This window comes from Streptomyces sp. NPDC007808, from assembly GCF_042868655.1.
Taxonomy (GTDB): Bacteria; Actinomycetota; Actinomycetes; order Streptomycetales; family Streptomycetaceae; genus Streptomyces.
In genome coordinates, this window is record NZ_JBIAEQ010000004.1 from 320,095 (window position 1) to 343,212 (window position 23,118).

The 23,118-nt window shown below is 71.8% G+C and carries 19 protein-coding genes and 1 tRNA gene; 11 read left to right on the forward strand and 9 right to left on the reverse strand.

Going from position 1 to position 23,118, the window contains the following annotated elements; all coding sequences use genetic code 11:
* Positions 1-8 precede the first annotated feature (8 nt).
* The 3 genes from ACFYNL_RS17270 to ACFYNL_RS17280 all read right to left on the reverse strand — a co-directional run bounded on the left by ACFYNL_RS17270 (position 9) and on the right by ACFYNL_RS17280 (position 3,095).
* Positions 9-1,586: a Stp1/IreP family PP2C-type Ser/Thr phosphatase gene (locus ACFYNL_RS17270; RefSeq protein ID WP_388804573.1), complete on the reverse strand. Its 1,578-nt coding sequence runs from the start codon at positions 1,584-1,586 to the stop codon at positions 9-11.
* Between the two features lie 98 nt (positions 1,587-1,684).
* Entirely contained in the window at positions 1,685-2,197 is a 513-nt protein-coding gene (locus ACFYNL_RS17275; RefSeq protein ID WP_388803501.1) for an FHA domain-containing protein, read from the reverse strand.
* A 10-nt stretch (positions 2,198-2,207) separates the two neighbouring features.
* Complete coding sequence (locus ACFYNL_RS17280) at positions 2,208-3,095, reverse strand: FhaA domain-containing protein (protein ID WP_388803504.1); 888 nt, start codon at positions 3,093-3,095, stop codon at positions 2,208-2,210.
* Positions 3,096-3,593: 498 nt separating this feature from the next.
* On the opposite strand from ACFYNL_RS17280, the gene ACFYNL_RS17285 reads away from it, so the two are divergent.
* Positions 3,594-3,677 (forward strand) — tRNA-Leu (locus ACFYNL_RS17285).
* A 356-nt stretch (positions 3,678-4,033) separates the two neighbouring features.
* On the opposite strand, the gene ACFYNL_RS17290 is transcribed toward ACFYNL_RS17285, so the two are convergent.
* The 4 genes from ACFYNL_RS17290 to ACFYNL_RS17305 form a co-directional block, all read right to left on the reverse strand.
* A complete protein-coding gene (locus ACFYNL_RS17290; protein WP_388803507.1) occupies positions 4,034-4,798 on the reverse strand; it encodes a ribosome-inactivating family protein in 765 nt (254 codons plus the stop codon).
* 196 nt (positions 4,799-4,994) lie between these two features.
* Entirely contained in the window at positions 4,995-8,732 is a 3,738-nt protein-coding gene (locus tag ACFYNL_RS17295) for a helix-turn-helix domain-containing protein (RefSeq protein ID WP_388803509.1), read from the reverse strand.
* Between the two features lie 425 nt (positions 8,733-9,157).
* The gene (locus tag ACFYNL_RS17300; RefSeq protein WP_388803512.1) at positions 9,158-9,520 is read right to left on the reverse strand and encodes a DUF1304 domain-containing protein; all 363 of its coding nucleotides are present in this window, start codon (positions 9,518-9,520) and stop codon (positions 9,158-9,160) included.
* A gap of 283 nt (positions 9,521-9,803) precedes the next feature.
* Positions 9,804-10,454 carry an FMN-dependent NADH-azoreductase gene (locus ACFYNL_RS17305; RefSeq protein WP_388803515.1) on the reverse strand — a complete coding sequence of 217 codons (651 nt, stop codon included), beginning with the start codon at positions 10,452-10,454 and terminating at the stop codon, positions 9,804-9,806.
* A gap of 139 nt (positions 10,455-10,593) precedes the next feature.
* Here ACFYNL_RS17305 and ACFYNL_RS17310 point away from each other — a divergent pair, with 139 nt between their 5' ends.
* The 4 genes from ACFYNL_RS17310 to ACFYNL_RS17325 all read left to right on the forward strand — a co-directional run bounded on the left by ACFYNL_RS17310 (position 10,594) and on the right by ACFYNL_RS17325 (position 14,547).
* Complete coding sequence (locus tag ACFYNL_RS17310) at positions 10,594-10,956, forward strand: winged helix-turn-helix transcriptional regulator (RefSeq protein WP_388803518.1); 363 nt, start codon at positions 10,594-10,596, stop codon at positions 10,954-10,956.
* Positions 10,957-11,172: 216 nt separating this feature from the next.
* Positions 11,173-12,597: a DUF2252 domain-containing protein gene (locus ACFYNL_RS17315; RefSeq protein ID WP_388803521.1), complete on the forward strand. Its 1,425-nt coding sequence runs from the start codon at positions 11,173-11,175 to the stop codon at positions 12,595-12,597.
* A 354-nt stretch (positions 12,598-12,951) separates the two neighbouring features.
* Positions 12,952-13,854 carry a hypothetical protein gene (locus ACFYNL_RS17320; RefSeq protein ID WP_388803524.1) on the forward strand — a complete coding sequence of 301 codons (903 nt, stop codon included), beginning with the start codon at positions 12,952-12,954 and terminating at the stop codon, positions 13,852-13,854.
* A 345-nt stretch (positions 13,855-14,199) separates the two neighbouring features.
* A complete protein-coding gene (locus ACFYNL_RS17325; RefSeq protein WP_388803527.1) occupies positions 14,200-14,547 on the forward strand; it encodes a rhodanese-like domain-containing protein in 348 nt (115 codons plus the stop codon).
* A 56-nt stretch (positions 14,548-14,603) separates the two neighbouring features.
* On the opposite strand, the gene ACFYNL_RS17330 is transcribed toward ACFYNL_RS17325, so the two are convergent.
* The gene (locus ACFYNL_RS17330; RefSeq protein WP_388803530.1) at positions 14,604-15,737 is read right to left on the reverse strand and encodes an acyl-CoA dehydrogenase family protein; all 1,134 of its coding nucleotides are present in this window, start codon (positions 15,735-15,737) and stop codon (positions 14,604-14,606) included.
* 245 nt (positions 15,738-15,982) lie between these two features.
* Here ACFYNL_RS17330 and ACFYNL_RS17335 point away from each other — a divergent pair, with 245 nt between their 5' ends.
* From ACFYNL_RS17335 to ACFYNL_RS17345, 3 genes are read left to right on the forward strand one after another with little or no spacing between them, the layout of a single operon-like run.
* Positions 15,983-16,765 (forward strand): DUF5819 family protein, encoded by a 783-nt coding sequence (locus ACFYNL_RS17335; RefSeq protein WP_388803533.1) that lies wholly within the window; start codon positions 15,983-15,985, stop codon positions 16,763-16,765.
* Entirely contained in the window at positions 16,762-17,988 is a 1,227-nt protein-coding gene (locus tag ACFYNL_RS17340; RefSeq protein ID WP_388803536.1) for an HTTM domain-containing protein, read from the forward strand. The genes ACFYNL_RS17335 and ACFYNL_RS17340 overlap by 4 nt, the downstream gene beginning before the upstream one ends.
* On the forward strand, positions 17,985-18,722 hold the full coding sequence (locus tag ACFYNL_RS17345) for a TrmH family RNA methyltransferase (protein ID WP_388803539.1): 738 nt from the start codon (positions 17,985-17,987) through the stop codon (positions 18,720-18,722). Before ACFYNL_RS17340 ends, ACFYNL_RS17345 begins: the two co-directional genes overlap by 4 nt.
* Here the strand turns inward: ACFYNL_RS17345 and paaN are convergent.
* The gene (gene paaN, locus ACFYNL_RS17350; RefSeq protein ID WP_388803542.1) at positions 18,719-20,413 is read right to left on the reverse strand and encodes a phenylacetic acid degradation protein PaaN; all 1,695 of its coding nucleotides are present in this window, start codon (positions 20,411-20,413) and stop codon (positions 18,719-18,721) included. The two genes, ACFYNL_RS17345 and paaN, sit on opposite strands and share 4 nt — an antisense overlap.
* 160 nt (positions 20,414-20,573) lie before the next feature.
* Here paaN and ACFYNL_RS17355 point away from each other — a divergent pair, with 160 nt between their 5' ends.
* The 3 genes from ACFYNL_RS17355 (at position 20,574) to ACFYNL_RS17365 (ending at position 23,118) form a co-directional block, all read left to right on the forward strand.
* Positions 20,574-22,100 (forward strand): 3-hydroxyacyl-CoA dehydrogenase, encoded by a 1,527-nt coding sequence (locus tag ACFYNL_RS17355; protein WP_388803545.1) that lies wholly within the window; start codon positions 20,574-20,576, stop codon positions 22,098-22,100.
* Between the two features lie 19 nt (positions 22,101-22,119).
* On the forward strand, positions 22,120-22,710 hold the full coding sequence (locus ACFYNL_RS17360; protein WP_388803548.1) for a TetR/AcrR family transcriptional regulator: 591 nt from the start codon (positions 22,120-22,122) through the stop codon (positions 22,708-22,710).
* A 102-nt stretch (positions 22,711-22,812) separates the two neighbouring features.
* Positions 22,813-23,118 carry a hypothetical protein gene (locus ACFYNL_RS17365; protein ID WP_388803551.1) on the forward strand — a complete coding sequence of 102 codons (306 nt, stop codon included), beginning with the start codon at positions 22,813-22,815 and terminating at the stop codon, positions 23,116-23,118.

Here is a 23,118-nt window from a genome sequence, read left to right on the forward strand (position 1 = left end):
CGGCTTGCCTACTGCGTGCCGCAGTTCGTGACGACCTTCTGCTCTTCCTCCGAGAGAGTGGGTCCGGGGCTTGGCGTCGCGGTCGGTGTCGGGGAGGTGGAGGAGGAGGGCGGGGTCGGGGACTTGGTGGCCGATGGGGTCGGTGTCGCCTTGGACGTGAGGGAGGTACGGGTGGTTCCCGTGGTGCCTCCGGCCTCGCCCTCGCCCGTGCGGGAGTTCTTGTCGCTCTGCGCGGCCTGCTGCTCGGAGCGCTTCTTGCAGGCGGACGCCTGCAGGGCGAGCTCGTCGATCTTCGCCTGGGCGTCCTTGAGGCCGCCTTCGGCGATGGTCTCCTTGACCAGCTTCTGCTGGTAGGGCGGCAGGTACTTGAGTTCGATCTCGGGGTGGTCCTTCTCCACCTCGGACAACGAGACCCAGGCCAGGTCCTGGCTGATCCCGCGGTACAGGGCGACGTGTTCTTCGTTGGCGCCGACGTAGTACTGGGTCTGCGTCCAGCGCCAGCCGCCGTACAGGCCGCCGCCGATGACGGCGAGCGCGAGGGCTGTGTAGAAGGATCTCTTCAGCCACTTGCGGCCCGTGCCGGGCTTGACGAAGTCGTCGTCGGTGTAGTCGCCGAAACTGCCGGCCGGGATGTAACCGGTGGTGTCGCCGGAGCCGGGCGGGCCGAACTCGCCGCCCGCGCCGCCCTGTCCGGGCATCTGGCGGCCGAGACCGGAGGCACGGCCGGCCGGGGTCTGCATGATGCCGTTGTCGTGCAGGTGGTTCTGGTTCTCGGCGACGGCGCCGACCACGACCGGGGTGTCGTGCAGCTGTCCGGCGAGGGTGTCGCCCGTGTCGAGGTCGAGGACATCGGCGACGATGACCGTGATGTTGTCGGGGCCGCCGCCGCGCAACGCGAGCTCGATCAGCTGCTGCACGGTCTCCTGGGGGCCCTGGTAGCTGGCGAGGGTGTCCTCCAGCGTCTGGTGGGACACCACTCCGGACAGGCCGTCGGAGCAGATCAGGTACCGGTCGCCGGCGCGGACCTCGCGGATGGACAGGTCGGGTTCGACGTGGTCGCCGCTGCCCAGCGCGCGCATCAGCAGGGAGCGCTGCGGGTGGGTGGTGGCTTCCTCCTCGGTGATGCGGCCTTCGTCGACGAGGCGCTGCACCCAGGTGTGGTCCTGCGTGATCTGCGTGAGGACGCCGTCGCGCAGCAGGTAGGCGCGGGAGTCGCCGACGTGGACGAGGCCGAGTCGCTGACCGGTCCACAGCAGGGCGGTGAGCGTGGTGCCCATGCCCTCCAGCTGGGGGTCGTCCTCGACCATGGCGCGCAGCTGGTCGTTGGCGCGCTGCACGGCCGTGCCGAGGGACGTGAGGACGTCGGAGCCGGGGATGTCGTCGTCGAGGGCGACGATGGTGGAGATCGCCTCGGAGGAGGCGACCTCGCCCGCGGCCGCGCCGCCCATGCCGTCGGCGATGGCGAGCAGGCGGGGTCCGGCGTATCCGGAGTCCTCGTTGCCCTCGCGGATCATGCCTTTGTGCGATCCGGCGGCGAAGCGCAGTGACAGACTCATGCGCACCTCGCCTGTCGGCTCCGGGTACATCCGCACGGTGCCCACCCTCCGGTCGGGAGCGCGCCGGGGCCCGTGGTGTGGGCCACCGCTGCGTGCTCGCTCCGCTCGCGCCTATTCATGATGTAGCACTACTTCCGCAGCTCGATGACGGTCTTGCCGATGCGGATCGGCGCGCCCAGCGGAATCGGTGTCGGGGTCGTCAGCCGCGTTCGGTCGAGGTACGTGCCGTTGGTGGAGCCCAGGTCCTCGACGATCCACTGGCCGTCGCGGTCCGGGTAGATCCTGGCATGCCGGCTGGAGGCGTAGTCGTCGTCCAGCACGATCGTGCTGTCGTGCGCCCGGCCCAGGGTGATGGTCTGGGACTGGAGCGCGACGGTGGTGCCGGAGAGGGTGCCCTCGGTCACAACCAGCTTGGAGGGTGCGTTACGGCGCTGCCGGCCGCCGCTCTGCTGGCCGCGCTGCTGCGGCGGGGCCGCTTGCCGGGCGGCCTGCTGCGGCCGGGCGGACTCGCGGCGCGAGCCGCGCTGAGTGACGCGCGTACCGAACAGGTCGCTGCGGATGACCTGCACGGCCACGATCACGAACAGCCACAGGACGGCCAGGAAACCCAGCCGCATGACCGTGAGGGTCAGCTCTGACATTGCCCCCGCTTCACCCTTCGGCTTGCCTATAGATAACGGTGGTGCTGCCCACGACGATCCGCGAGCCGTCGCGGAGCGTAGCGCGGGTGGTGTGCTGCCCGTCCACCACGATGCCGTTGGTGGAGCCGAGATCCTGGATCGTCGAGGGCGTTCCGGTCCGGATCTCGCAGTGCCGGCGGGAGACGCCGGGGTCGTCGATCCGCACGTCGGCCTCGGTGCTGCGGCCCAGCACGAGTGTCGCGCGGGAGATCTGGTGGCGGGTGCCGTTGATCTCGATCCAGTAGCGGGTGCGTCCGCCGGCCGCGGGGGCGGCGGGACGCTGGCCGCCCGCGGGTTGCGGGTAGCCGTAACCGCCGGGGCGGCCGCCGGGGGGCGGCGCGGCCGGCATGGGCGGGGCTCCCGCGGGTGCGGCGGCCGGCGGGTAGCCGTAGCCGCCCGGGGCGCCGGGGCGCTGGGGGCCGCCGGGCCGTCCGGCCGGGGCGGCGGGCGCGGGCGCCTGCCGGCCGCCGGCCTGCTGGTCGGTGGAGCCGGCGAGCGTACGGCTGCGCACGCGGTACAGGCCGGTGTCGAGGTCGTCGGCCTTCTCCAGGTTGACCTTGATCGGGCCCATGAAGGTGTAGCGCTGCTGCTTGGCGTAGTCGCGGACCATGCCGGCGAGCTCGTCGCCGAGCTGGCCGGAGTAGGGGCTCAGGCGCTCGAAGTCCGGCGCGCTGAGCTCCACGATGAAGTCGTTGGGGACGACCGTGCGGTCGCGGTTCCAGATGGTCGCGTTGTTGTCGCACTCGCGCTGGAGCGCTCCCGCGATCTCCACGGGCTGGACCTCGGACTTGAACACCTTGGCGAAGGTGCCGTTGACCAGACCTTCGAGACGCTGCTCGAACTTCTTCAGGACTCCCATGGGGCACCTCCTCCGTCGTTGCCTACGTCCTGCATCCCGCCTGGCGGGTACTGCCTTACCTGGTACTGCTTACTGATCGTATCCACGCGCCGGTAAATCGGCTGGTTCCCCCTGTCGGCACGGTCGACGGGTGTCGACGCCCACGAAGTTCCCTTCGGAGCTCCCGTTCGAACTCCTCGGGGACACAGTCTTGCCATGGATCGTAGAGGCGGCCGAAGACCAGTGTCCCGCACCTGACTGTGGAGCCCGACCTGCTCCTGGGGAGACGAGGGGTACCGGTACGAGGTTGATACGTGAACAGGTCGTCGTCGATACGAACGCCGGTGGCCGTCGGCGGACCCGTGCTCGCACACCGGTGCCGACCGCGCTGGTGGGCGGTCGCGGGGGGCGTCTGCCCGCCGATAAGGGATGTGAACCCACCCTGGACGGCGTGCTAATGTTCTGGGTGTCGGAAGGCGCCAAGCCCCAAGGGGCGAGGGGCCGGAGGACACACCCAATGCGCGGGTGGCGGAATAGGCAGACGCGCTGGATTCAGGTTCCAGTGCCCGCAAGGGCGTGGGGGTTCAACTCCCCCCTCGCGCACAGAGAGAACCGATGGAACGGGTCTCTGCAGGTGACGGAAGTCACCGCAGGGGCCCGTTTCTCGTTGTGCTGGTTGCTGTGAGGCATTCCACAGCCTGGTCAGAGTCGCTCAACAGGCCCCGGAGCGTGAGCTATCTCACGGGTGGGAGTGGCTTCGGATGACGCGCATGACGCGATGACGCGCATGACGCGATGACGCGATGACGCGCATGACGCGGATACGACGCGGATACGGCGGGACCCCGTCTGTGGGTAGGAAGAAGCCCCGGCGGGACAGGGGGGGAGTGTCCCGCCGGGGCGGCTCGTGGTGGGTCGGTGCGGTTCGGGCGGCCGGTAAGGGCACGGCTGGTGCCCGTCTAGTCGCGCGGCAGGCCGACCTGCTGTGCGGTGACGAGGACGTCGGACCCGTTGTCCATGCCGTACGCGATGCGGTCGCCGATGGGGCGGGACCGGGCGGCCTCGGTGATGGCGATGATGCAGCGGAGCATGCCGCGCGCCTGGGCGGTGCGGTCGGTGCCGCGGAGGCCGAGGGCCCTGAGGCTGTCCTGAAGGCTGAAATCGCTCAGATCCACAGCGCGCAGTGGCTGGTTCGCGATGCGGGTGAGGGTGTCGTAGCCCGCCTTGCCGAGGAACCAGTCGTCGTGGGTGGCGTCCTCGTCGTGGGGGATGTCGGAGGTGAGGTTCAGAACGAAATCGTGCGGGGTGTCGCTGGAGAAGAACCGCACGACGTGGAAGTCGCCGAGCCGTACGACCGCATGCACCGTCGGGGTGTGGTTGTCGCTGCTGATCACGATGTCGGCGAAGGCCCGGGTTGGCGCGGTGTCGGTGGCGGCGGCGGTCCCCCCGGTGTCGACGCTGGGTGCGACGCGGCGGTCCGCCGAGGTCGCGGCGAGATCGCGCAGCTGGTCGAGCATGGTCAGGTAGGCGCCCGAACCGCGGTTGATGTTCCAGTGGACCTGGGGGAAGCCGATGGGTTCCCCGCCGGCGACGGTCTCGGTGTCGCTCGGCGCATCGTCCGCCGCCGTCGAGGCGGACGTGCCGGTGTCCCCGGACCCCAGCATGATCACCAGTAGTCCGAGGAGGACGGACAAGGCGACCACGAAGAGGACGCTGGTGGGCATGGTGTGCTCCGGTTGTTCGACGTGCGGCGATGTCACGACCGACGCTCACAGCCGGGAGGTTGTTTGGCAGGCCCCCTGTGCCGCCGCATACAACTCCGGAGGATCGCGTCCCGCCTTGATTGTCCCGGTGTTGGAGTTTCGTCGCTTTACGTCTCTACCCAGGGCGCGGGGGCGGACTGGTGCACAGGCGCACCGGTCAGGGGCAGACCCGCCGGTACGGCCGGTCCGGAACGTAGGTGCGCCACTGTGCCCGGGTCAGCTCCGCGTTCCCGGCGCGGGAGCAGACGAGGGACACGGCTCGGTCAGGATCCACGACGTACCGCTGGAGCGGGACGTGCGCGCCGCCCGCGTACAGCGTGGTGCTGTCCGGGCTGAAGGCGAGGGTGTCGATGCTCCCGCCGGGGGTGGGCAGGGGAGGGCCGAGAGGCTGCTGGGTGGCGATGTCCCAGAGTTGGACGGTGCCCGCGTCGCCGCCCACGGCGAGTGTGCTGCCGTCCGGACTGAACGCGAGAGCCCTGATCGCCTCGGCTGAGTCGGAGGACGGATCGACGGGCGCCAGGAAGACGTTCCTCAGGATGCCCGCCCGGTGCCGGAGGTCGCCGTCCCAGATGGCCACCCGCCCTGTCCAGTCGCCCGCCGCGAGGCCGGAGCCGTCGGGAGCGAAGGCGATGGCTCCGATGCCGTCGTGCTGGACGAGGTCATGGGCGTGGGACCGGCCCGCTCGCACGACGCGGTTGTCGGTCACGAGGAGCTTGCCGTCTCGGCTGACGGCCAGATGATTCCCGGCCGGGCCGGGGAGGACGGCCGTCCTCCGCCGCCGCGTGGTGTCCCAGGTCTCGTTGACGATGCCGTCGTCGGTCAGACGTGCGGTGAGGAGCGTACGGCCGCCCGGTCCCAGGGCGATCGCGTCCGCCGGCATGGCGGACGGCGTCGACAGGTCCACAGTGGTCTTCGCGTGTCCGGCGGCCACGTCCCACACGGTCAGACGCTGAGGCACCGTGTCCCAGCCGGGGACGGAGACTCCGTACGCGAACATGCCGCCGTCAGGGCTGAAGGACAGCAACGGCTCGGTGCCGTCCGAGGGAACCGTCGGTATGCCGGTGCGCGAGACGCGACGGGACGGGGTAGGCAGGGTGCGCAGCAGACGGCCGTCGCGCGTGTTCCGCAGCTGGAAGACGTAGCGGTCACCGACACGTTCGGCGGTGGCGAGCGTCCTGCCGTCGGGGCTGAGCCGGACCCCGGCGAGCGGACGCGTGCGCCAGGCGCGGGTGAGCGTCGTGGTGAGGTCGAGGGTGTGGACCGTACCCCCTTCGAGGTACCGCAGCAGCGGCCGCGAGGAGTCCCAGGCGAGACCGGAGAGCGACTCGTTGTCCAGGGAGTGCCGGAAAACGGGGGCGCCGCGCTCGGGCAGACGCCACACCCTGATCTCCTGGCCGCCGCCGGTCGCCAGGAACGAGCCGTCGGCGCTCACGACGGCGCCGAGGGCGCCCGGGTGGGTGACATCGGCGAGCTCTCGTCCCGACGTGGTGTCCCATACACGCACCCGGTCCCCGGTGAGGGTGAGGAGCCGGCCGCCGGTGAGGCCGAGGAAGGTGCGGTCACCATCACAGACGCCGCGAGCGCTCGTCCAGGCACCGGAGCGGACCCTGCGCGCGGAGGTGTCCCAGACCTGCGGGGCACCGCCGCGCGGGCAGACGGCCAGCAGCCGGTCGTCGTCGGCCGCCACGTGGGTGAGCTCCCCGCTGCCGGCCGACGGGGTCCGGAAGACCAGATGGCCGTCGGTGACGGAGTGGAGCCGAGCCCGGTCGTCGAACATGCTCTTCACCAGGTAACTGCGGCCATTCGCCCCGAAGCTCACGGTGTCCGTGAACGGCAGGGGGTCCCCGATCCAGCGCTTCGTCCGGGTGTCCCACAGCCGCTGGGTCTGCCGGTCGGTCCGGACGACGAGCACCCGGCCGTCCGGATCCGCGTCGAGTACCGCACCGCGGGGTACCGACCCCGAGGCGATACGGCGGTGGGTGCCCACATCCCATGTTCGCCACGTGCTGCCGCCGACGCTGAGCAGGGTGCGCCCGGAGGTGTCGAGGATGCGCGTCGGTTCGTCACCGGGCGTCGGGTCGGTGAAGGTGCCCAGTTCGCGCTGGGCCAGCGCACCCAGCAGGGCTCGGCGTGACTCCGGCAGCGGGGATATGCGCCAGGCGGCGACGCCGAGCAGCATCGCGGTGCGCGGGTCCGTGGTACGCAGCGCTTCGGCGACCGCGGCCACCCGGCGGGCCGCCGTGTCGGTGATCTGCTTCTCGCTGTCCTGCCGCAGTCGCACCGCGGCCAGGCCGATGACCAGGGCCACCGCCAGCACGGTGCAGAGCGAGGCCGTGAGCGTGCGGCTCCGGCGCCGGGCCCGGGCGGCGGCCCGCTCCTCCGTGGCCCGCTGCTCCGCCGCGGCGACCAGGAAGGCCGTCTCCTCGGACGTCAGACCGTCGTAGCCGCGGTCGTCGCCCGCGAACAGTTCCTCGGCCCGCGCCAGGCGGGTGCCCCGGTAGAGCGTGCCCGGGTCGCGGTCGTGCTCCAGCCAGGTGCGGGCGGCCTCGGTCAGCTGCCGGTGGTGGCGCAGCCGCTCCCGGTCGGCGTCGATCCATTCGCGCAGCCGCGGCCAGCAGGTGATGAGCGCCTCGTGGGCCAGCTGCACTCCGTCGTCGTCGGTGGTCAGCAGCCGGGCGCGGGTCAGCCGCCCGGCGACGGCTCGCACGTCGGGGTCCTCCCACCCGGCCATTTCCTCCCAGCTGAGCGGGCGGCGGGTGTCGGCGTTGCCCTGGCCGGGCTCGACCATCCGCAGGAGCAGTTGCCGGGCGGCGTGCGCCTGCGCCGGTGAGAGCTCCCCGTACGCCTCCTCGGCGCTGGCCGCGATCGCGCCGCGCACCCCGCCGGCCGCTTCGTACGCGGCCAGGGTCAGCATCCGTCCCTTGCGCCGCCGCCAGGTCTCCAACAGGGCGTGGGACAGCATCGGCAGTCCGCCGGGCTCGTCGAGCACGTCCTCGACGATCCGCGCGGTCAGGGTCCGCTCCACGATGAGCCCGGCCGCCTGCGCGGGTCGGACCACCGCCTCGCGCAGTTCGTCCGCGGTCATGGCCCTGACCAGCAGCCCGCTCCGGTGCAGCGCCTCCGCCAGCCGCGGGTGCTCGGCGCACCGCGCATAGAAGTCCGACCGGACGGCGACGATCACGCGCAGCCGGCTTCCCGGGTCGCGCGCCGCGAGGAGAAGGTCGAGGAAGCGGTCCCGTTCGGCGCGCTCGCGGCAGAGGGTGAAGACCTCCTCGAACTGATCCACCACCACCCAGCTCTCCGGATCGTCGGCCTTCGGCGTCAGCAGATGTCCGTAGGTGGTGGCGGGCCGGGCTCCCGGAGTGAGGATCCGAAGGACGGCCGTACGCCCCTGCTGCGCGATCTTCTCCCGCAGCAGGGGAATCAGACCGGCTCGCAGCAGGGAGGATTTGCCGCTGCCGGACGCCCCGAACACCACGGCGAAGGGGGACCCGCTTCCCAGTTCGCTCAGTTCGCTCAGTTCGTCGATCAGTCGGTCCCGGCCGAAGAACAGCTCACGGTCGTCCGGCTCGAAACGCGCGAGGCCGCGGTAGGGCGGTGCGGCGTCGGCATCCTCCTGCTTCTCCTCCCCGGCCAGCGCCGCGGCCTGCGCCCACCGCGCCTCCCACGGGACGGGGTCGGCACCGCATGCCTGGACGTACGCCTGGAGGACGGCCAACGACGGCAGTCGCTCGCCGCTCGCGGCTTTCGCCAGGGTCGTCACCGAGAAGCCGGCCTGCTTCGCCATGGCCCGGTACGACACGCCACCCGCCGAGCGGCGCAGCTCCCGAAGATCGTGGGCGAGTCGCTGCACCGGACCGGCCGCCGGGTCGACCGGCCGTTCGGGACGCCCCATCGCGAAGCCTCTTTCACATACGGGAAGAAAAAGCTGATCAGCAGCACAAGGTAGTTTTCGCCCCTCTCGGGAGAGAACCCTTTCCGACTGTGACGTGTGCCGTAGAAGTTGTTCGTGGCGGCGATGCTGAGTTCGTTTTCCCTGATGAGAAGGGGGAACGGCCGGCATTCCCGGGGTGCCGGGATCGGTCCCTCGTCGTCACGACGGGCCCAGGTACGGAGGTCTCGTCACGGAAAGCAAACGATCCCCCTTTGCCGGTCGGCGGTGGGGGTGGGGGGCGTTCGAGGTCGCTGATTGCTGATCGCCGGTCGCTGATCACCGGTCGCGGTATGTGCTGGTTGCTGTGAGGTGCCCGACCGGCCGGTCGGAGGTGGCGCCCCGCCCGGCTTGTGACCCGTCTCACGGGCGGGGCCGGCGGCGGGAGTTCAGCCCGCCGCGACGACCGCGGCGAGGGTCACGGCGGCGGGCAGGGCCTGGGCGAAGAGGATGCGGCGGTTGGCGGTGGCGGCGCCGTAGACACCCGCGACGACGATGCAGGACAGGAAGAAGATCTGGACGTCGTGACCCGTCGGGTCGTCGGCGATCAGACCCCAGACCAGGCCCGCGGCCAGGAAGCCGTTGTAGAGGCCCTGGTTGGCGGCCAGTGCCGCGGTCGAACGGGCCATCTCGGCGTCGAAGCCGGAGAAGCGGCGGCCCGGGCCGCGCTGCCACAGGAACATTTCCAGGACCAGGATGTAGGCGTGCAGCAGCGCCATGAGGGCGACGAGGACGACCGAGAGCAGATGCATGCGCTGATTGTGCCGGTGGCGTCTCCGCGGTCGCCTCGCAGGCCCCTCGGTGCCGGGTCGGTGCCTCGCCACCGGGGTCCGGACCCGGCCCCGCGGTGCTGTCCCCGCGCCCGGCTGGACCACAGGCCCTGCGGCCCAGCCGGACCGGTGCGTCCAGCCGGACCGGTGCGTCCCGCCGACCAGTGCGTGCCGCCGGACTGGTGCGTCCCGCCGGGCCCGTGGCGTGCGCCTGGACGTGCTGGCCGGGCTGGGCTGCGCGGCGAGACGCCGAGCCGCGGCGGTGTCAGGCCGCGAGCCGCTGCGCCAGCTGCTTCGCCTTCGCGGCGGCCTCGCCCAGGGCCCGTTCGCGGGAGGCCTCGAAGAGCGGGACCAGGTCGGCCATCTGCGGGTTCGCCGGGGCCATCGTGAGCTCCGGAACGATGAAGTCGAGGTCGGTGCCGAGGAAGTCCCCGAGGACGGCCGACAGGTAGTTCTGCACGTACTCGTAACCCGCACGCAGGGTGCCGGGACCGTACGCGCCGCCGCGGCTGGCGACGACGGTGACCGGGGTGCCCTTGACCGACTGGGCGTCGCCCGCCGTACGGCCGAACAGGACCACGTTGTCCAGCCACGCCTTCAGTGTCGACGGGATCGTCAGGTTGTACATCGGGGCGCCGATCAGCACGGCGTCCGCGCGCTCAAGTTCCTCGATCAGCTTCAGGCGCTCCGCGAAGGCGGCCGCCTGCTCGGGGCTGTGGGTGGCCGGATCGGAGAACCCGGCCGTGTGGGCGTGTGCGGTGATGTGCGGCACGGGATCCGTGGCGAGATCGCGGTGGATCACCGTGCCCTCGGGGTGCTGTTCCTGCCAGGTGCGTCGGAAGGCGTCGGTGACGGCCCGGGAGGAGGAGGCGTCGCCGGTGAAGACCGAGGAGTCGATGTGCAGGAGCGTGGCCATGGCTGTCTCCGGAAGAGGAGGGAGCGGAACGGGCTTTCGCCCGCAGGAACCGCAGGGACTGAAAGTTCGTACTCGACTATGAATAACACAGTCACTTACTTTTTTTCACCCCCCAACGGGAAGGCAGTACGCTGAGGGCATGGCGGGTGAGCGGAGTCACGACCTAGGGGCGTGCCAGCGGGTCGACGAGGGCATCAACCGCGTCTTCCAGCTGCTCGGAAAGCGCTGGACGGGCCCCATCGTGTCCGTGCTCACCGCAGGGCCCGCGTACTTCGTCGCCCTGCGCCGCGCGATCCCCGGGATCAGCGAGCGCATGCTCTCCGACCGGCTCACCGAGCTCTCCGCCGCGGGGCTGGTGGTGCGCGAGGTGTACGAGGGACCGCCGCTGCGGGTGGTGTACCGGCTGACCGAGGCGGGGGCCGCGCTGGAGCCCGCGTTGACCGAGTTGGGCCAGTGGGCCAAGACGTACCTGGCGGACGGGGAGCGGCGTGAGGGGTGTTGAGGTGCGCGGGTTGGCGCGCCGATGAGGACCGACCTGATCACCGGCTACATCGGCCTCATCCCGGGCCTATCGGCTGATCGGCCTATCGCTCCGGTTTTCCACATCCGCGGAGTTGTCCACAGGGTCTGACGAGTTTCGGCCACCGGCTGTAACGTCGGCACGAGTTGATGTTCGTGTTGATGTTCATGTGTGAGCGAGCGGGGGAGGCGGTCGGTGATGGCCCAGGCAGGTGGACAGGACGGGTCGAAGACAGTGGCGGGCCGGCTGCCCCACGTGGGCGGTTTCGCGAAGTGGCCCGGCGGCGGGTCGCCCAAGGAGGACGGCAAGGCTCTGCGTGAGCGGCTCCCGCGCGCCGAGCACGCGGTCCTCGCCCTCGACGCCGACCGCCCCGACGTCGTGGCCGCCGTCGAGGAGTCCAACGTAGGCCGGCTCCCCGAACTCACGCCGATCAGGGTCGGCCGTATGGCGGCCACGCCCTTCGCCTTCCTGCGCGGTTCGGCGGGCCTCATGGCGTACGACCTCGCCCGGACCCCCATGACCCGGATCCGCGCACAGATCTGCGGCGACGCCCACGCGGCGAACTTCGGTCTGTACGGTGACGCGCGCGGTGGCCTCGTCATCGATCTGAACGACTTCGACGAGACGGTGAAGGGTCCCTGGGAGTGGGACCTCAAGCGGCTGGCCACCTCCCTCGTGCTCGCGGGCCGCGAGGCGGGCGCGGACGAGGACGCGTGCCGCAAGGCGGCGCACGACGCGGCCGGTGCCTACCGGCGCACGATGCGGTTGCTGGCCAAGCTGCCCGTGCTGGACGCGTGGAACGCGATCGCGGACGAGGAACTGGTCTCCCACACCGATGCCCATGACCTGCTCGGCACGCTGGAGCGGGTCGCGGAGAAGGCACGGGCCAACACCAGCGGTCGCTTCGCGGCGAAGTCGACGGAGCCGACCGAGGACGGCGGACGCCGGTTCGTCGACGCCCCGCCGGTACTGCGCCGGGTCCCGGACGAGGAGGCCGCGGTGGTCGCGGCGTCGCTGGAGGAGTACCTCACCACGCTCTCCGAGGACCGCCTCCCCCTGCTGGCCCGTCACTCCGTGCACGACGTGGCGTTCCGCGTGGTGGGCACGGGCAGCGTCGGCACCCGCTCGTACGTCGTCCTGCTTCTGGACCACCGGGGCGAGTCCCTGGTCCTCCAGGTGAAGGAGGCCCGCCCCTCGGCCCTCGTCCCGCATCTGTCCACGGCCGGATTCGAGGCTCAGGAGCCGGAGCACGAAGGGCGGCGCGTGGTCCTCGGCCAAAAGCGCATGCAGGTCGTCAGCGACAACCTGCTGGGCTGGACGACGGTCGACGGACTGCCCTTCCAAGTACGCCAGTTCCGCAACCGCAAGGGCAGCGTCGACCCGGCCGCGCTGGCCGCCGACCAGATAGACGACTACGCCCGCATGACCGGCGCCCTGCTCGCCCGCGCCCACTCCCACAGCGCCGACCCCCGCCTGATCTCCGGCTACTGCGGCAAGAACGAGGAGTTGGACGAGGCGATCGCCACCTTCGCCGTCACCTATGCCGACCGTACGGAGGCGGACCACGGGGCCCTCGTGGCAGCGGTGCGGGCGGGGCGGGTCGCGGCGGAGATGGGGGTGTGAGGGGTTGATGGGGTGTGAAGGGCTGACCCTGCGCGGGGCTCGGCGGGGCTCTCCGTCGCGTGAGATGTAGGGGCGCAGGTGCGGCCGGGGCCCCGGGCCGCACTGCTCGCCGGATGCGTCCGGCCACACCGATTCGCAGGAGTCGTCCGGTCGTCCGGTCGTCCGGTTCCCTGGTCGCCGGTCGCCGGTCGCCGGTCGCGCGGTCGGGCAGTCGCAGGAGTCGCCCGGGCCCGGTGAGCTGCGATGTCTTCGGTGGGACGGGGACCGGTGAGCGCAGGCCGGTGCCGTCCGGGCAGGACGTCGTGGTCGGATCGGCTACGAAGGGCGGGGCACGGTGTGGCCTACGCTGGTCGGGTGACGACCCCGGAAGCTGAGCAGTCCCAGGCCGAGCCCACTGGTGCGGAGACCCGCAGTGGTGCCGACGCGCCCGCCGGTGGAACCGAGCAGGACGGTGAGGCGAAGGTGACGGCCGAGGACGGCGCACCGCGGCCCGAGGAGCGGCTGGAGCGGGCCGTGCGGGCCGCCGAGCAGGCGTTGATCGAGTACGAGATCGCGGTGGAGACGTTCCGAGTCGAGGTGGAGAACTTCTCCCGGCTGCACCACCAGAAGCTCGGGCCGATGTACGCCCGCCTCGACGAGCTGGACGCCCGGATCGCCGAGGCCACGGCCGCCCGCACCGGTGACCCCGAGGACATCCGCAAGGCCGACGAGGCCCGCGCCCGGGTGATGCCGATGCCGGGCGTCGAGGAGCTCTTCCACGGCTGGATGGACGACGAGGGACTGTTCCCGGAGGCCGCGGCGATGCTCACGGATCAGCCGGTGCAACCCCCGCAGCGGGTGCGCCCCAGCGAGGAGGCCCGCAAGCTCTACCGCGAGCTGGCCCGCAAAGCCCACCCCGATCTGGCCCAGGAAGAGGCCGAGCGGGCCCGGCGCGAGGAGTTCATCACCCGCGTCAACGCCGCCTACGCCCGCGGTGACGAGGCGCTGCTGCGGGAGCTGGCGGAGGAGTGGGCCGCGGGTCCCGCGCCCAAGGAGCAGGGCCCGACCCCCGCCGAGGAGCTCTACGCCCGCCTCGAATGGCTCGCCCGGCGCAAGGAGATGCTCGCCCTCGTCGCGAAGGACCTGGAGGAGGGCGCGATCGGCGCGATGCTCCGCCTCGCCCCCGAGGACCCCGACCGCCTCCTCGACGAGATCGCCGACCAGCTGCTGGCCCAGGTGGCGCAGAAGGAAGCGGAGCTGGCGGCGCTGCTCGGCTAGGGCGCGGGAGCGGCCCCGGGGGGGGGGCCTGTCGACGCGTGGTTCCGCCGCGACCGTTGCGCGGTTCCGTCCCGCCGGGACGATGCGCCGTTACACCGCGGGGAACTGCTCGGTTTGCGCTGCGGGGTGGTGTGCGGTTTGTCCCGAGAGCTGCTGGGGATGCGCCGCGGGGCGCTGCCCGGTCTGCCCGGAGCGGCTGCGCCGGATGCGCCGCGGGGCGGTGCGCGGTTCGCGGCCGCGGGGGCAGGTCGGGCCTCGGCCGGGCATGCGTTCGCCGGGCGGCCGTCGGGTGTGCCCACGCCGGAGACCGCAGCTGCCCCGCACCCGTCCGGTAGCGTCGGAGTCATGCATTTCGGATCAGGTGTTCCCACGGTCGAGGTCACGGACCTCAAGGACGACGACTTCCTTCTGGACGTCCGTGAGGCCGACGAATGGCAGGCGGGCCACGCCGAAGGCGCCCTGCACATTCCCATCAGCGAGTTCGTCGCCCGCTACGGCGAGCTGACCGAGGCCGCGCCGCAGGACGGCCGCGTCCATGTGATCTGCCGCTCCGGTGGCCGCTCGGCGCAGGCCGCGATGTACCTCGTCCAGCAGGGCGTCGACGCCGTGAACGTCGACGGCGGCATGCAGGTGTGGGCGGCGGTCGGGCGGCCCGTGGTGACCGACGAGGGCCGGCCGGGCTACGTGCTCTGAGCCGTTTCGCGCAACCGTTGCTCTGAGCTGCTCCGCCGAGCCCTCGGCCGCGACCCTCAGGCCAGGGGATGCGCCGCCAGCAGGTCCCCCAGCGCCTCCTCATGTGCCGCCGCCGGGCCGAGCGCCAGCTCCAGGTGCTTGGCCCAGGCGTGGTACCGGTGCAGCGGATACTCGACGTCGGCGCCGAAGCCGCCGTGCAGATGCTGGGCGGTCTGCACGATCCGCCGTACGCCCTCCGAGGCCCAGATCTTGGCCACGGCCACATCCCCGGAGACCGGCAGCGCCCCCGGTGCCCCCGAAGCGATCCGCCACGCGGCCTGCCACAGCGCGGCCTCCATAGCGCGCAGGTCGATGTAGCGGTCGGCGCACTGCACGGCGACCGCCTGGAACGTGGCGATGGGATGCCCGAACTGCTCCCGCTTGCTCGCGTACCCGGAAGTCATCTCCAGCACCCGCTCCCCCAGCCCGAGCGTCAGCGCGCAGATCCCCGTGGTCAGCAGCTCCCGCAGCCACTCCCAGGCGCCCTCGGCGTCCAGGACGTACCGCGCCGCCACCCGCACCGACTCCAGCCGCAGCTCCCCCAGCCGTTCTCCGCTCGTGGAGAACTGCTCGGTGAGCGCGGCCCCCTCGGCGCCGGGCGGCAGCAGCGCGAGGACGCTCCGGTCGGCGGCCGTACGGGCCGGGACGACGACGAGATCGGCCTCGTACGCCCAGGGAACCGCGGTCTGCACCCCGTCCAGCACCCAGGCGGAACCCTCCTGCCGAGCGGTCACCGCCTGCTCGGCCGGATCGTGGCCGGTGCGGCCGTGCGCGGCGACCGTCAGCACGACCTCGCCGCGCCCCGCCGGCGCGAGCAGTTCGTCCTTCAGCTCCGGGCCGCCGTACGCCTGGACGGCTGCCGTCGCCGCGCTGCTCTCCAGCAGCGGCACCCGGGCCAGTACCTTCGCCGACTCGCGCAGCACCAGGCACAGGGCGATGGCGTCCAGTCCGGCCCCGCCGTGCTCCTCGGCCAGCAGCAGGCTCAGCAGGTCAGCGTCCGCGAGCCTGCCCCACAGCGGGCGGTCGAAGTCGTCGGCCACGGCACCCGGCGTGAGCGCGGGGGAGGGCACCGCGTCCGGCGCGACGCCCGCGAACACCCCGCGCGCCGCCTCGGCCGCCGCCTGCTGCTCCTCGGTGAAGGTGAAGTCCACGGTCCCTGCCCTTCCACACGCACGGCGATCTGACGGAGCGTCAAGATAGAACAGGTTCTAGAAGAAGGGAATGCTCCGCGTAGGCCCCCCGTAACCTCCCGTAAGACCCCCGTACGGTCCCGTATGACCCCCGTAAGGTGTGGACAACGGCGGCCCGTCAGGGGGTGTGCCCGGCGGGTGGGCCTGAGTACCGTTCCCGTGCGAGCGCTGAGGGCAGACGAACCGGAATCAGGGAACGGGGCAGCATGGACGCGTACGACGCAGGCTCGGCCGCCTGCCGCGGCCCGGAAGAGGAACCGCGGGACGCCCCTTCCTCCGCCGTGCCCGCGTCCGCCCCGCCGGCCCGTACCGGTGTGGCCGCTCTCTCCCTGCGGTACCAGATCGGCGCCGCCCTCGCGCTCGCGGTCGTGGCGATCACCGTGTGCGTCCACACCGGCATGGTCTTCCTGCACGTCGCTCCGCCGAACACGGTCACCAAGCAGCACGGCAAGGCGATCGACGACTGGATATACCCGGAGTTCGAGCAGAACTGGAAGCTGTTCGCCCCCAACCCGTTGCAGCAGAACATCTCGGTGCAGGTCCGCGCCGAGGTCGTCGGCGGCGACGGCACCCGCACGACCGGCTGGTACGACCTGTCCGCCCAGGACGGCCGGGCCATCGACGGCAATCTGCTGCCCAGCCACACCGAGCAGAACGAGCTGCGTCGCGCCTGGGACTTCTTCGTCGCCACCCACGACGCCCAGAACAGACCGGTGGGGCTGCGCGGTGCGCTGTCCGAGACGTATCTGCGACGCATAGCGGAGCTGCGCCTGGACCGTGAGGACGCGGCCGGTGCCGGGGGCGTCGTCGAACGCGTCCAGTTCCGCTCCCGCACCACCAACGTGCCCCCGCCGAAGTGGAGCGACGAGCGGGTCTCGGACAAGCCGAGCTATCGCGTGCTGCCGTGGTGGTGGGTCGACAACAAGGAGGAGAGCGCCGACGCGGCCGGGGCCGCGAGCGCGCACGGCGTCCAGGGGGGCGCACGGTGAACCGCCTCACCCTCGTGATCTCCTCCGGTATCGCCCGGGTCACCGAGGCCGCCCTCGGCCCGTACCAGACGGCCGTGATCCGCATCGGCTTCGCCGCGACCTGGCTGCTGTTCCTGCTGCGCGAGTTCCCGCACCGCCACGAGCTGTACGGCCCCGACGGTCCCTGGAACATCGACCTGGCCCAGCAGCTGATCGGGTCGAACGGTGCCTTCACCGCCCTGGTGTGGTCGAGCGACGGGACCTGGTTCGAGTCCGTCTACGCATTCGCCGTCCTGACCAGCGTGCTGCTGCTGCTGGGCTGGCGCACCCGCACGATGTCCGTGCTGTTCATGGTCGGTGTGCTCTCGCTGCAGAACCGGTCCATCTTCATGGGCGACGGCGGCGACAACGTCCTGCACCTGATGTGCGTCTACCTCGTGTTCACCCGCTGCGGTCAGTTGTGGTCGCTGGACGAGCGCCGGGCGCGGCGCGCGCGGGCGGCACGCGCGCGCGGCGAGCGCGTCCCGCCGGACCGGGTCGGCCCGGTGCTGTGGAGCGTCCTCGGGCTGGCGCTGGTCGCGGTGACCGCCGTGGGCCGGCTCGACGGCGACCCCACCGTGCCGGTGATCCTGTGGGCCGTCTGGCTGGGCCTGGGCGTGTGGTGGATCGTGGGCCGCCGCGCGCGGACCGACCAGCCCCGCATCCTGCTCGACGTCATCGGCAACGTCGTCCACAACGGGGCCCTGCTCGTGATCATGGCCGAGGCCTGCCTGATCTACGCCACCGCCGGCTGGTACAAGATCCAGGGCTCCCGCTGGCAGGACGGCACCGCCGTCTACTACCCGCTGCACCTCGACTACTTCTCGCCCTGGCCGGCCCTCGCCGAGCTGCTGTCCTCCAGCGGCACCATGGTGATGCTCATCACCTACGGCACGGTGCTCGTGCAGGTGGCCTTCCCGTTCACCCTGTTCCACCGGCGGGTCAAGAACGTCCTGCTGGCAGCCATGATCACGGAGCACGCCGTGATCGCGGTCGTCCTCGGACTGCCGTTCTTCTCGCTGGCGATGATCGCGGCGGACGCGGTGTTCCTGCCGACGTCGTTCCTGCGCCGCCTGGGTGTCGGGGCGGCACACGCGCGCGAACGGCTCGCACGGCTGGCCCGGCGCGGCGGCGCCCCGGGGGCGCTCCCCGACCCGCACACGCCGGAGAACCCCGAGCACGCGCACGTAGGCTTCCCGGCATGACCGTGACCTCCTGGCACCGGCTCGCCGAGACCGCTGTCCTGCTCGACGGCTTCCATGCCCTCAAGCACGCCCTGCGCTTCGGTGCCGAGGTCCCGCTCGCGGTCGCCGTGGACCGGGACGGCACGCTCGCCCTCGCCGAGGAACTGGCGCCGGACGTACGGCAGACGCTGGAGGCGCTCCTGACGGAGGTCTCCGAGCCGACCTACACCTCCCTCGTTCCACGGCCGCACCCCACCGCCGTGGCCGCCCTGGCGGTACGTCCGCCTCGCGCGGCCAACCTGGAGAAGCTGGCGCACGCCCCGCGCACCGCCCCCGTGGTGGTCCTCGACAACCCGCGCAACCTCGGCAACGCGGGCGCCGTGATCCGCCTGGCCGCCGGTTTCGGCGCGACCGGCGTCGTCACCACCGGCACCCTCGACCCCTGGCACCCGACCGTCGTACGCGGCGGGGCCGGCCTGCACTTCGCGACCGCCGTCGAGCGGCTGGACGTGGCCGAGCTGCCGCCCGGGCCGCTCTACGCGCTCGACCCCGAGGGCGACGACATCCGGGCCGTCAAGCTCCCGGACGACGCCGTCCTCGCGTTCGGGTCGGAGCGCAGCGGCCTGTCCGCCGAACTACGCGCGCGTGCCGACCACTTGGTGTCGCTGCCGATGCGCCCGCAGGTCTCCAGCTACAACCTGGCGACGAGCGTGGCCATGACGCTGTACCACTGGAGCCTCGGCAAGGCGTTCTAGGCCTCCCGGCGCACCTCGACGACCCGGAACCGGTTGGCGACGAACGCCCCGTCGCACAGCGCCGAGTTGGCCGCCGGGTTGCCGCCCGACCCGTGGAAGTCGGAGAACGCGGCCGTCTGGTTGACGTACACCCCACCGGTCAGGTTCAAGGACAGCTGGGCCGCCTCCTCCAGGCACACCTCCTGGATCGCCTGCTCGACCTCCTCGTCGGTGGTGTAGGCGCCGACCGTCATCGCGCCCTTCTCGCGGACCGTGCGCCGCAGCAACTCCACCGCGTCGGCCGCCGAGTCGATCGCGACGGCGAAGGAGACAGGGCCGAAGCACTCGCTCATGTACGCGGCCTCGTCGTCCGGCTTGGCGCCGTCCAGCTTCACCATCACGGGCGTACGGACCACCGCGCCCGGGAACTCCGGATTGCCGATCTCCCGCGAGGCGAGGGCGACTTCGCCGAGGCCGGCCGCGGCCTCCAGGCGGGCCTTGACGTCCGGGTTGACGATCGCGCCCAGCAGGGCGTTCGCGCGGGCGTCGTCGCCGAGCAGGCCGTCGACCGAGCGGGCGAGGTCGGCGACGACCTCGTCGTAGGTCTTCGGACCCTGCTCGGTGCGGATACCGTCGCGGGGGATGAGCAGGTTCTGCGGGGTGGTGCACATCTGGCCGCTGTACAGGGACAGCGAGAAGGCCAGGTTGGACAGCATCCCCTTGTAGTCGTCGGTGGAGTGGACGATCACCGTGTTGACGCCGGCCTTCTCGGTGTAGACCTGGGCCTGGCGGGCGTTGGCCTCCAGCCAGTCGCCGAAGGTGGTCGAGCCGGTGTAGTCGATGATCCGGATCTCGGGGCGGGTGGCCAGGGTCTTGGCGATGCCCTCGCCCGGGCGCTCGGCGGCCAGCGCCATCAGGTTCGGGTCGAAACCGGCCTCGGCGAGCACCTGCCGGGCGACCTGCACGGTGAGCGCGAGCGGCAGCACCGCGCGCGGGTGGGGCTTGACCAGGACCGCGTTGCCGGTGGCCAGGGAGGCGAACAGGCCCGGGTAGCCGTTCCAGGTCGGGAAGGTGTTGCAGCCGATGACCAGGGCGATCCCGCGCGGTACCGGCGTGAACTGCTTGGTCAGCGCGAGCGGGTCGCGCTTGCCCTGCGGCTTGGTCCACTCGGCCGTGTCGGGGGTGCGGACCTGCTCCACGTACGCGTACGCCACCGCTTCCAGGCCGCGGTCCTGCGCGTGTGGGCCGCCCGCCTGGAACGCCATCATGAAGGCCTGGCCGGAGGTGTGCATGACCGCGTGGGCGAACTCGTGCGTGCGGTCGCTGATCCGCTTGAGGATCTCCAGACAGACCACCGCGCGCATCTCAGCGCCCGCGTCCCGCCACGCGCGCTGACCGGCCTTCATGGCGGGCAGCAGCACGTCGATGTCGGCGTGCGGGTACTCGACGCCCAGCTCGATGCCGTACGGGGAGACCTCGCCGCCCACCCAGTCGTCGGTGCCGGCCTGGCCGAGGTCGAGGCGGTTGCCGAGCAGGGCGTCGAAGGCCGCCTTGCCCGCCGCCGCGTCCAGGCTGCCGTTCTCCCCGTAGGCCTTGGGGTGCTCCGGGTGCGGAGACCAGTAGGCGCGCGTGCGGATCGCTTCCAGCGCCTGGTCGAGAGTGGGCCGGTGCTTGGCGATCAGCTCGTGGGTGGTCATCTCGGCGGTGGCCATGCGGGACCAACTCCTCGTTTCCAGAGCTCGCCGTCGAGCTCTTGGCCTGGGCAGAAACATGGGCGGGAACAGCCAGTCAGAGCTAGAGTAACCGAACGATCGGTCGGTTCAAGGGGGTCCGCCGCATCTGTGGAAAACCCCGTGCGGGAGGATCGCGCACATGACAGCACTCGACCTCAGCAGCCCCGTGGCCGTCGTCGGCACCGGCACCATGGGCCAGGGCATCGCCCAGGTCGCGTTGGTCGCCGGCCATCCCGTACGGCTGTACGACGCCGTACCCGGGCGGGCCCAGGACGCGGCCGACGCGATCGGCGCGCGCCTGGACCGGCTCGTCGAGAAGGACCGCCTCACCGGCGCCGAGCGCGACGCGGCCCGCGCGCGACTGCGGCCCGCCGGGTCGCTCGCCGACCTCGCCGACTGCGCCCTCGTCGTCGAGGCCGTGCTGGAACGCCTCGATGTCAAGCAGGACCTGTTCCGCGAGCTGGAAGGCGTCGTCGGCGAGGACTGCCTGCTCGCCACCAACACCTCGTCCCTGTCCGTCACGGCCATCGGCGGCGCCCTCGCCAACCCCGGCCGCTTCGTCGGCCTGCACTTCTTCAACCCCGCCCCGCTGCTGCCGCTGGTCGAGGTCGTCTCCGGGTTCGCCACCGACGTCACGTCGGCCACGCGCGCGTACGAGACGGCCCGTGCCTGGGGCAAGACGCCGGTCGCCTGCGCCGACACCCCCGGCTTCATCGTCAACCGCATCGCCCGGCCCTTCTACGCGGAGGCCTTCGCGGTCTACGAGGCGCAAGGGGCGGACCCGGCCACCATCGACGCCGTCCTGCGCGAGTGCGGCGGCTTCAAGATGGGCGCCTTCGAGCTCACCGACCTCATCGGGCAGGACGTCAACGAGTCCGTCACGCACTCGGTGTGGCAGTCGTTCTTCCAGGACGTGCGCTTCACGCCCTCGCTCGCCCAGCGCCGCCTGGTCGAGTCCGGCCGGCTCGGCCGCAAGAGCGGGCGCGGCTGGTACGACTACGCCGCCGAGAGCGGGACCGCCGAGCGCGACGAGCCGCACACCGCGGAGAAGCAGCGGCCGCCCGCCTACGTCGTCGTCGAGGGCGACCTCGGCCCCGCCTCCGAGCTGCTCACGCTGATCCGCGAGGCGGGCATCCAGGTCCGCGAGGAGGAAGAGGACCACGGCACCCGCCTGGTGCTGCCCGGTGGCGGCCAACTCGCGCTCGCCGACGGGCAGACCTCGGTGGAGTTCCGGGACGTCGTGTACTTCGACCTCGCCCTCGACTACCGCCGGGCCACCCGGATCGCCCTGTCCGCCTCCCAGGACACCTCGTCGCAGACCCTCGCCGAGGCCACCGGGCTCTTCCAGGCGCTCGGCAAGGACGTCAGCGTCATCGGTGACGTCCCCGGCATGATCGTCGCCCGCACGGTCGCCCGGATCGTCGACCTCGCGCACGACGCCGTCGCCAAGGGCGTGGCCACCGAGGAGGACGTCGACACCGCGATGCGGCTCGGCGTCAACTACCCGCTCGGCCCCTTCGAATGGAGCCGCAGGCTCGGCCGCAACTGGGCCTACGCCCTCCTCGACGACCTGCACCTGCGCGACCCCTCGGGGCGGTACGCGCCGTCCCTCGCGCTGTACCGCCACGCGTACGCCTCCGACAAGCGCGAGGGCGGCACCTCATGACCCGGGAGGGCAGCACCGTATGACCACCGCCAAGCGCGACACGTACACGCCCGAGACGCTGCTCTCCGTCGCCGTGCGGGTCTTCAACGAGCGCGGCTACGACGGCACCTCCATGGAGCACCTCTCCAAGGCCGCCGGCATCTCCAAGTCGTCGATCTACCACCACGTCACGGGCAAGGAGGAGCTGCTGCGCCGGGCCGTCAGCCGGGCGCTCGACGGGCTCTTCGGGATCCTCGACGAGGAGCACGCGCGCGAGGGGCACGCCGCCGACCGCCTGGAGTACGTCGTGCGGCGCATGGTCGAGGTGCTCATAACCGAGCTGCCCTATGTGACGCTGCTGCTGCGGGTGCGCGGCAACACCGAGACCGAACGGTGGGCGCTGGAGCGTCGCCGCGACTTCGACCACCGGGTCGCCGCACTGCTGAAGGCCGCTGCCGCCGACGGCGAGGTGCGGGCCGACGTGGAGGTGCGGCTGGCGACCCGGCTCGTCTTCGGGATGATCAACTCGATCGTGGAGTGGTACCGGCCGGACGGCCGCGGCGTGAGCGAGCGCGAGGTCGCCGACACCGTGGTGCGGCTGGTCTTCGGGGGACTGCGCCAGGAGGACTGACCGTTGCCGCGGCTCGGCCCGCTGCCGCCTGAGTACGCGCGCGTGGCCGGCTGAGTACGGGGCCCGATGCCCGCGGGCGCCCCGTCCGATGACCTGTGACGCATGAGCGAGAACGATGTGCGGCTCTTTGCCGCCGACCCGGCGTGGTGGAAGGCGCCCTTCGCGGCGACGCTGCTCGGGCTGCCGCTTCTGGCATGGGAGTACGGCGTGTACGGCGCAGACGGCTACGCGGGCGCCCTCGAAGCGCTGCTCTACGGGGGACTCGTCCTGCTCGTGGTCGCCTGGGCGCTGCCGCACCGCCGGTCGGCGCGGATGCTGCGGACCACGGCGGCCTGCGCCGGTGTCGTGTGCGCGGTCCTTCCGCTGCTGCTCCTGATGCTGATGGCCATGGCGATGGCCGCCGGCTGA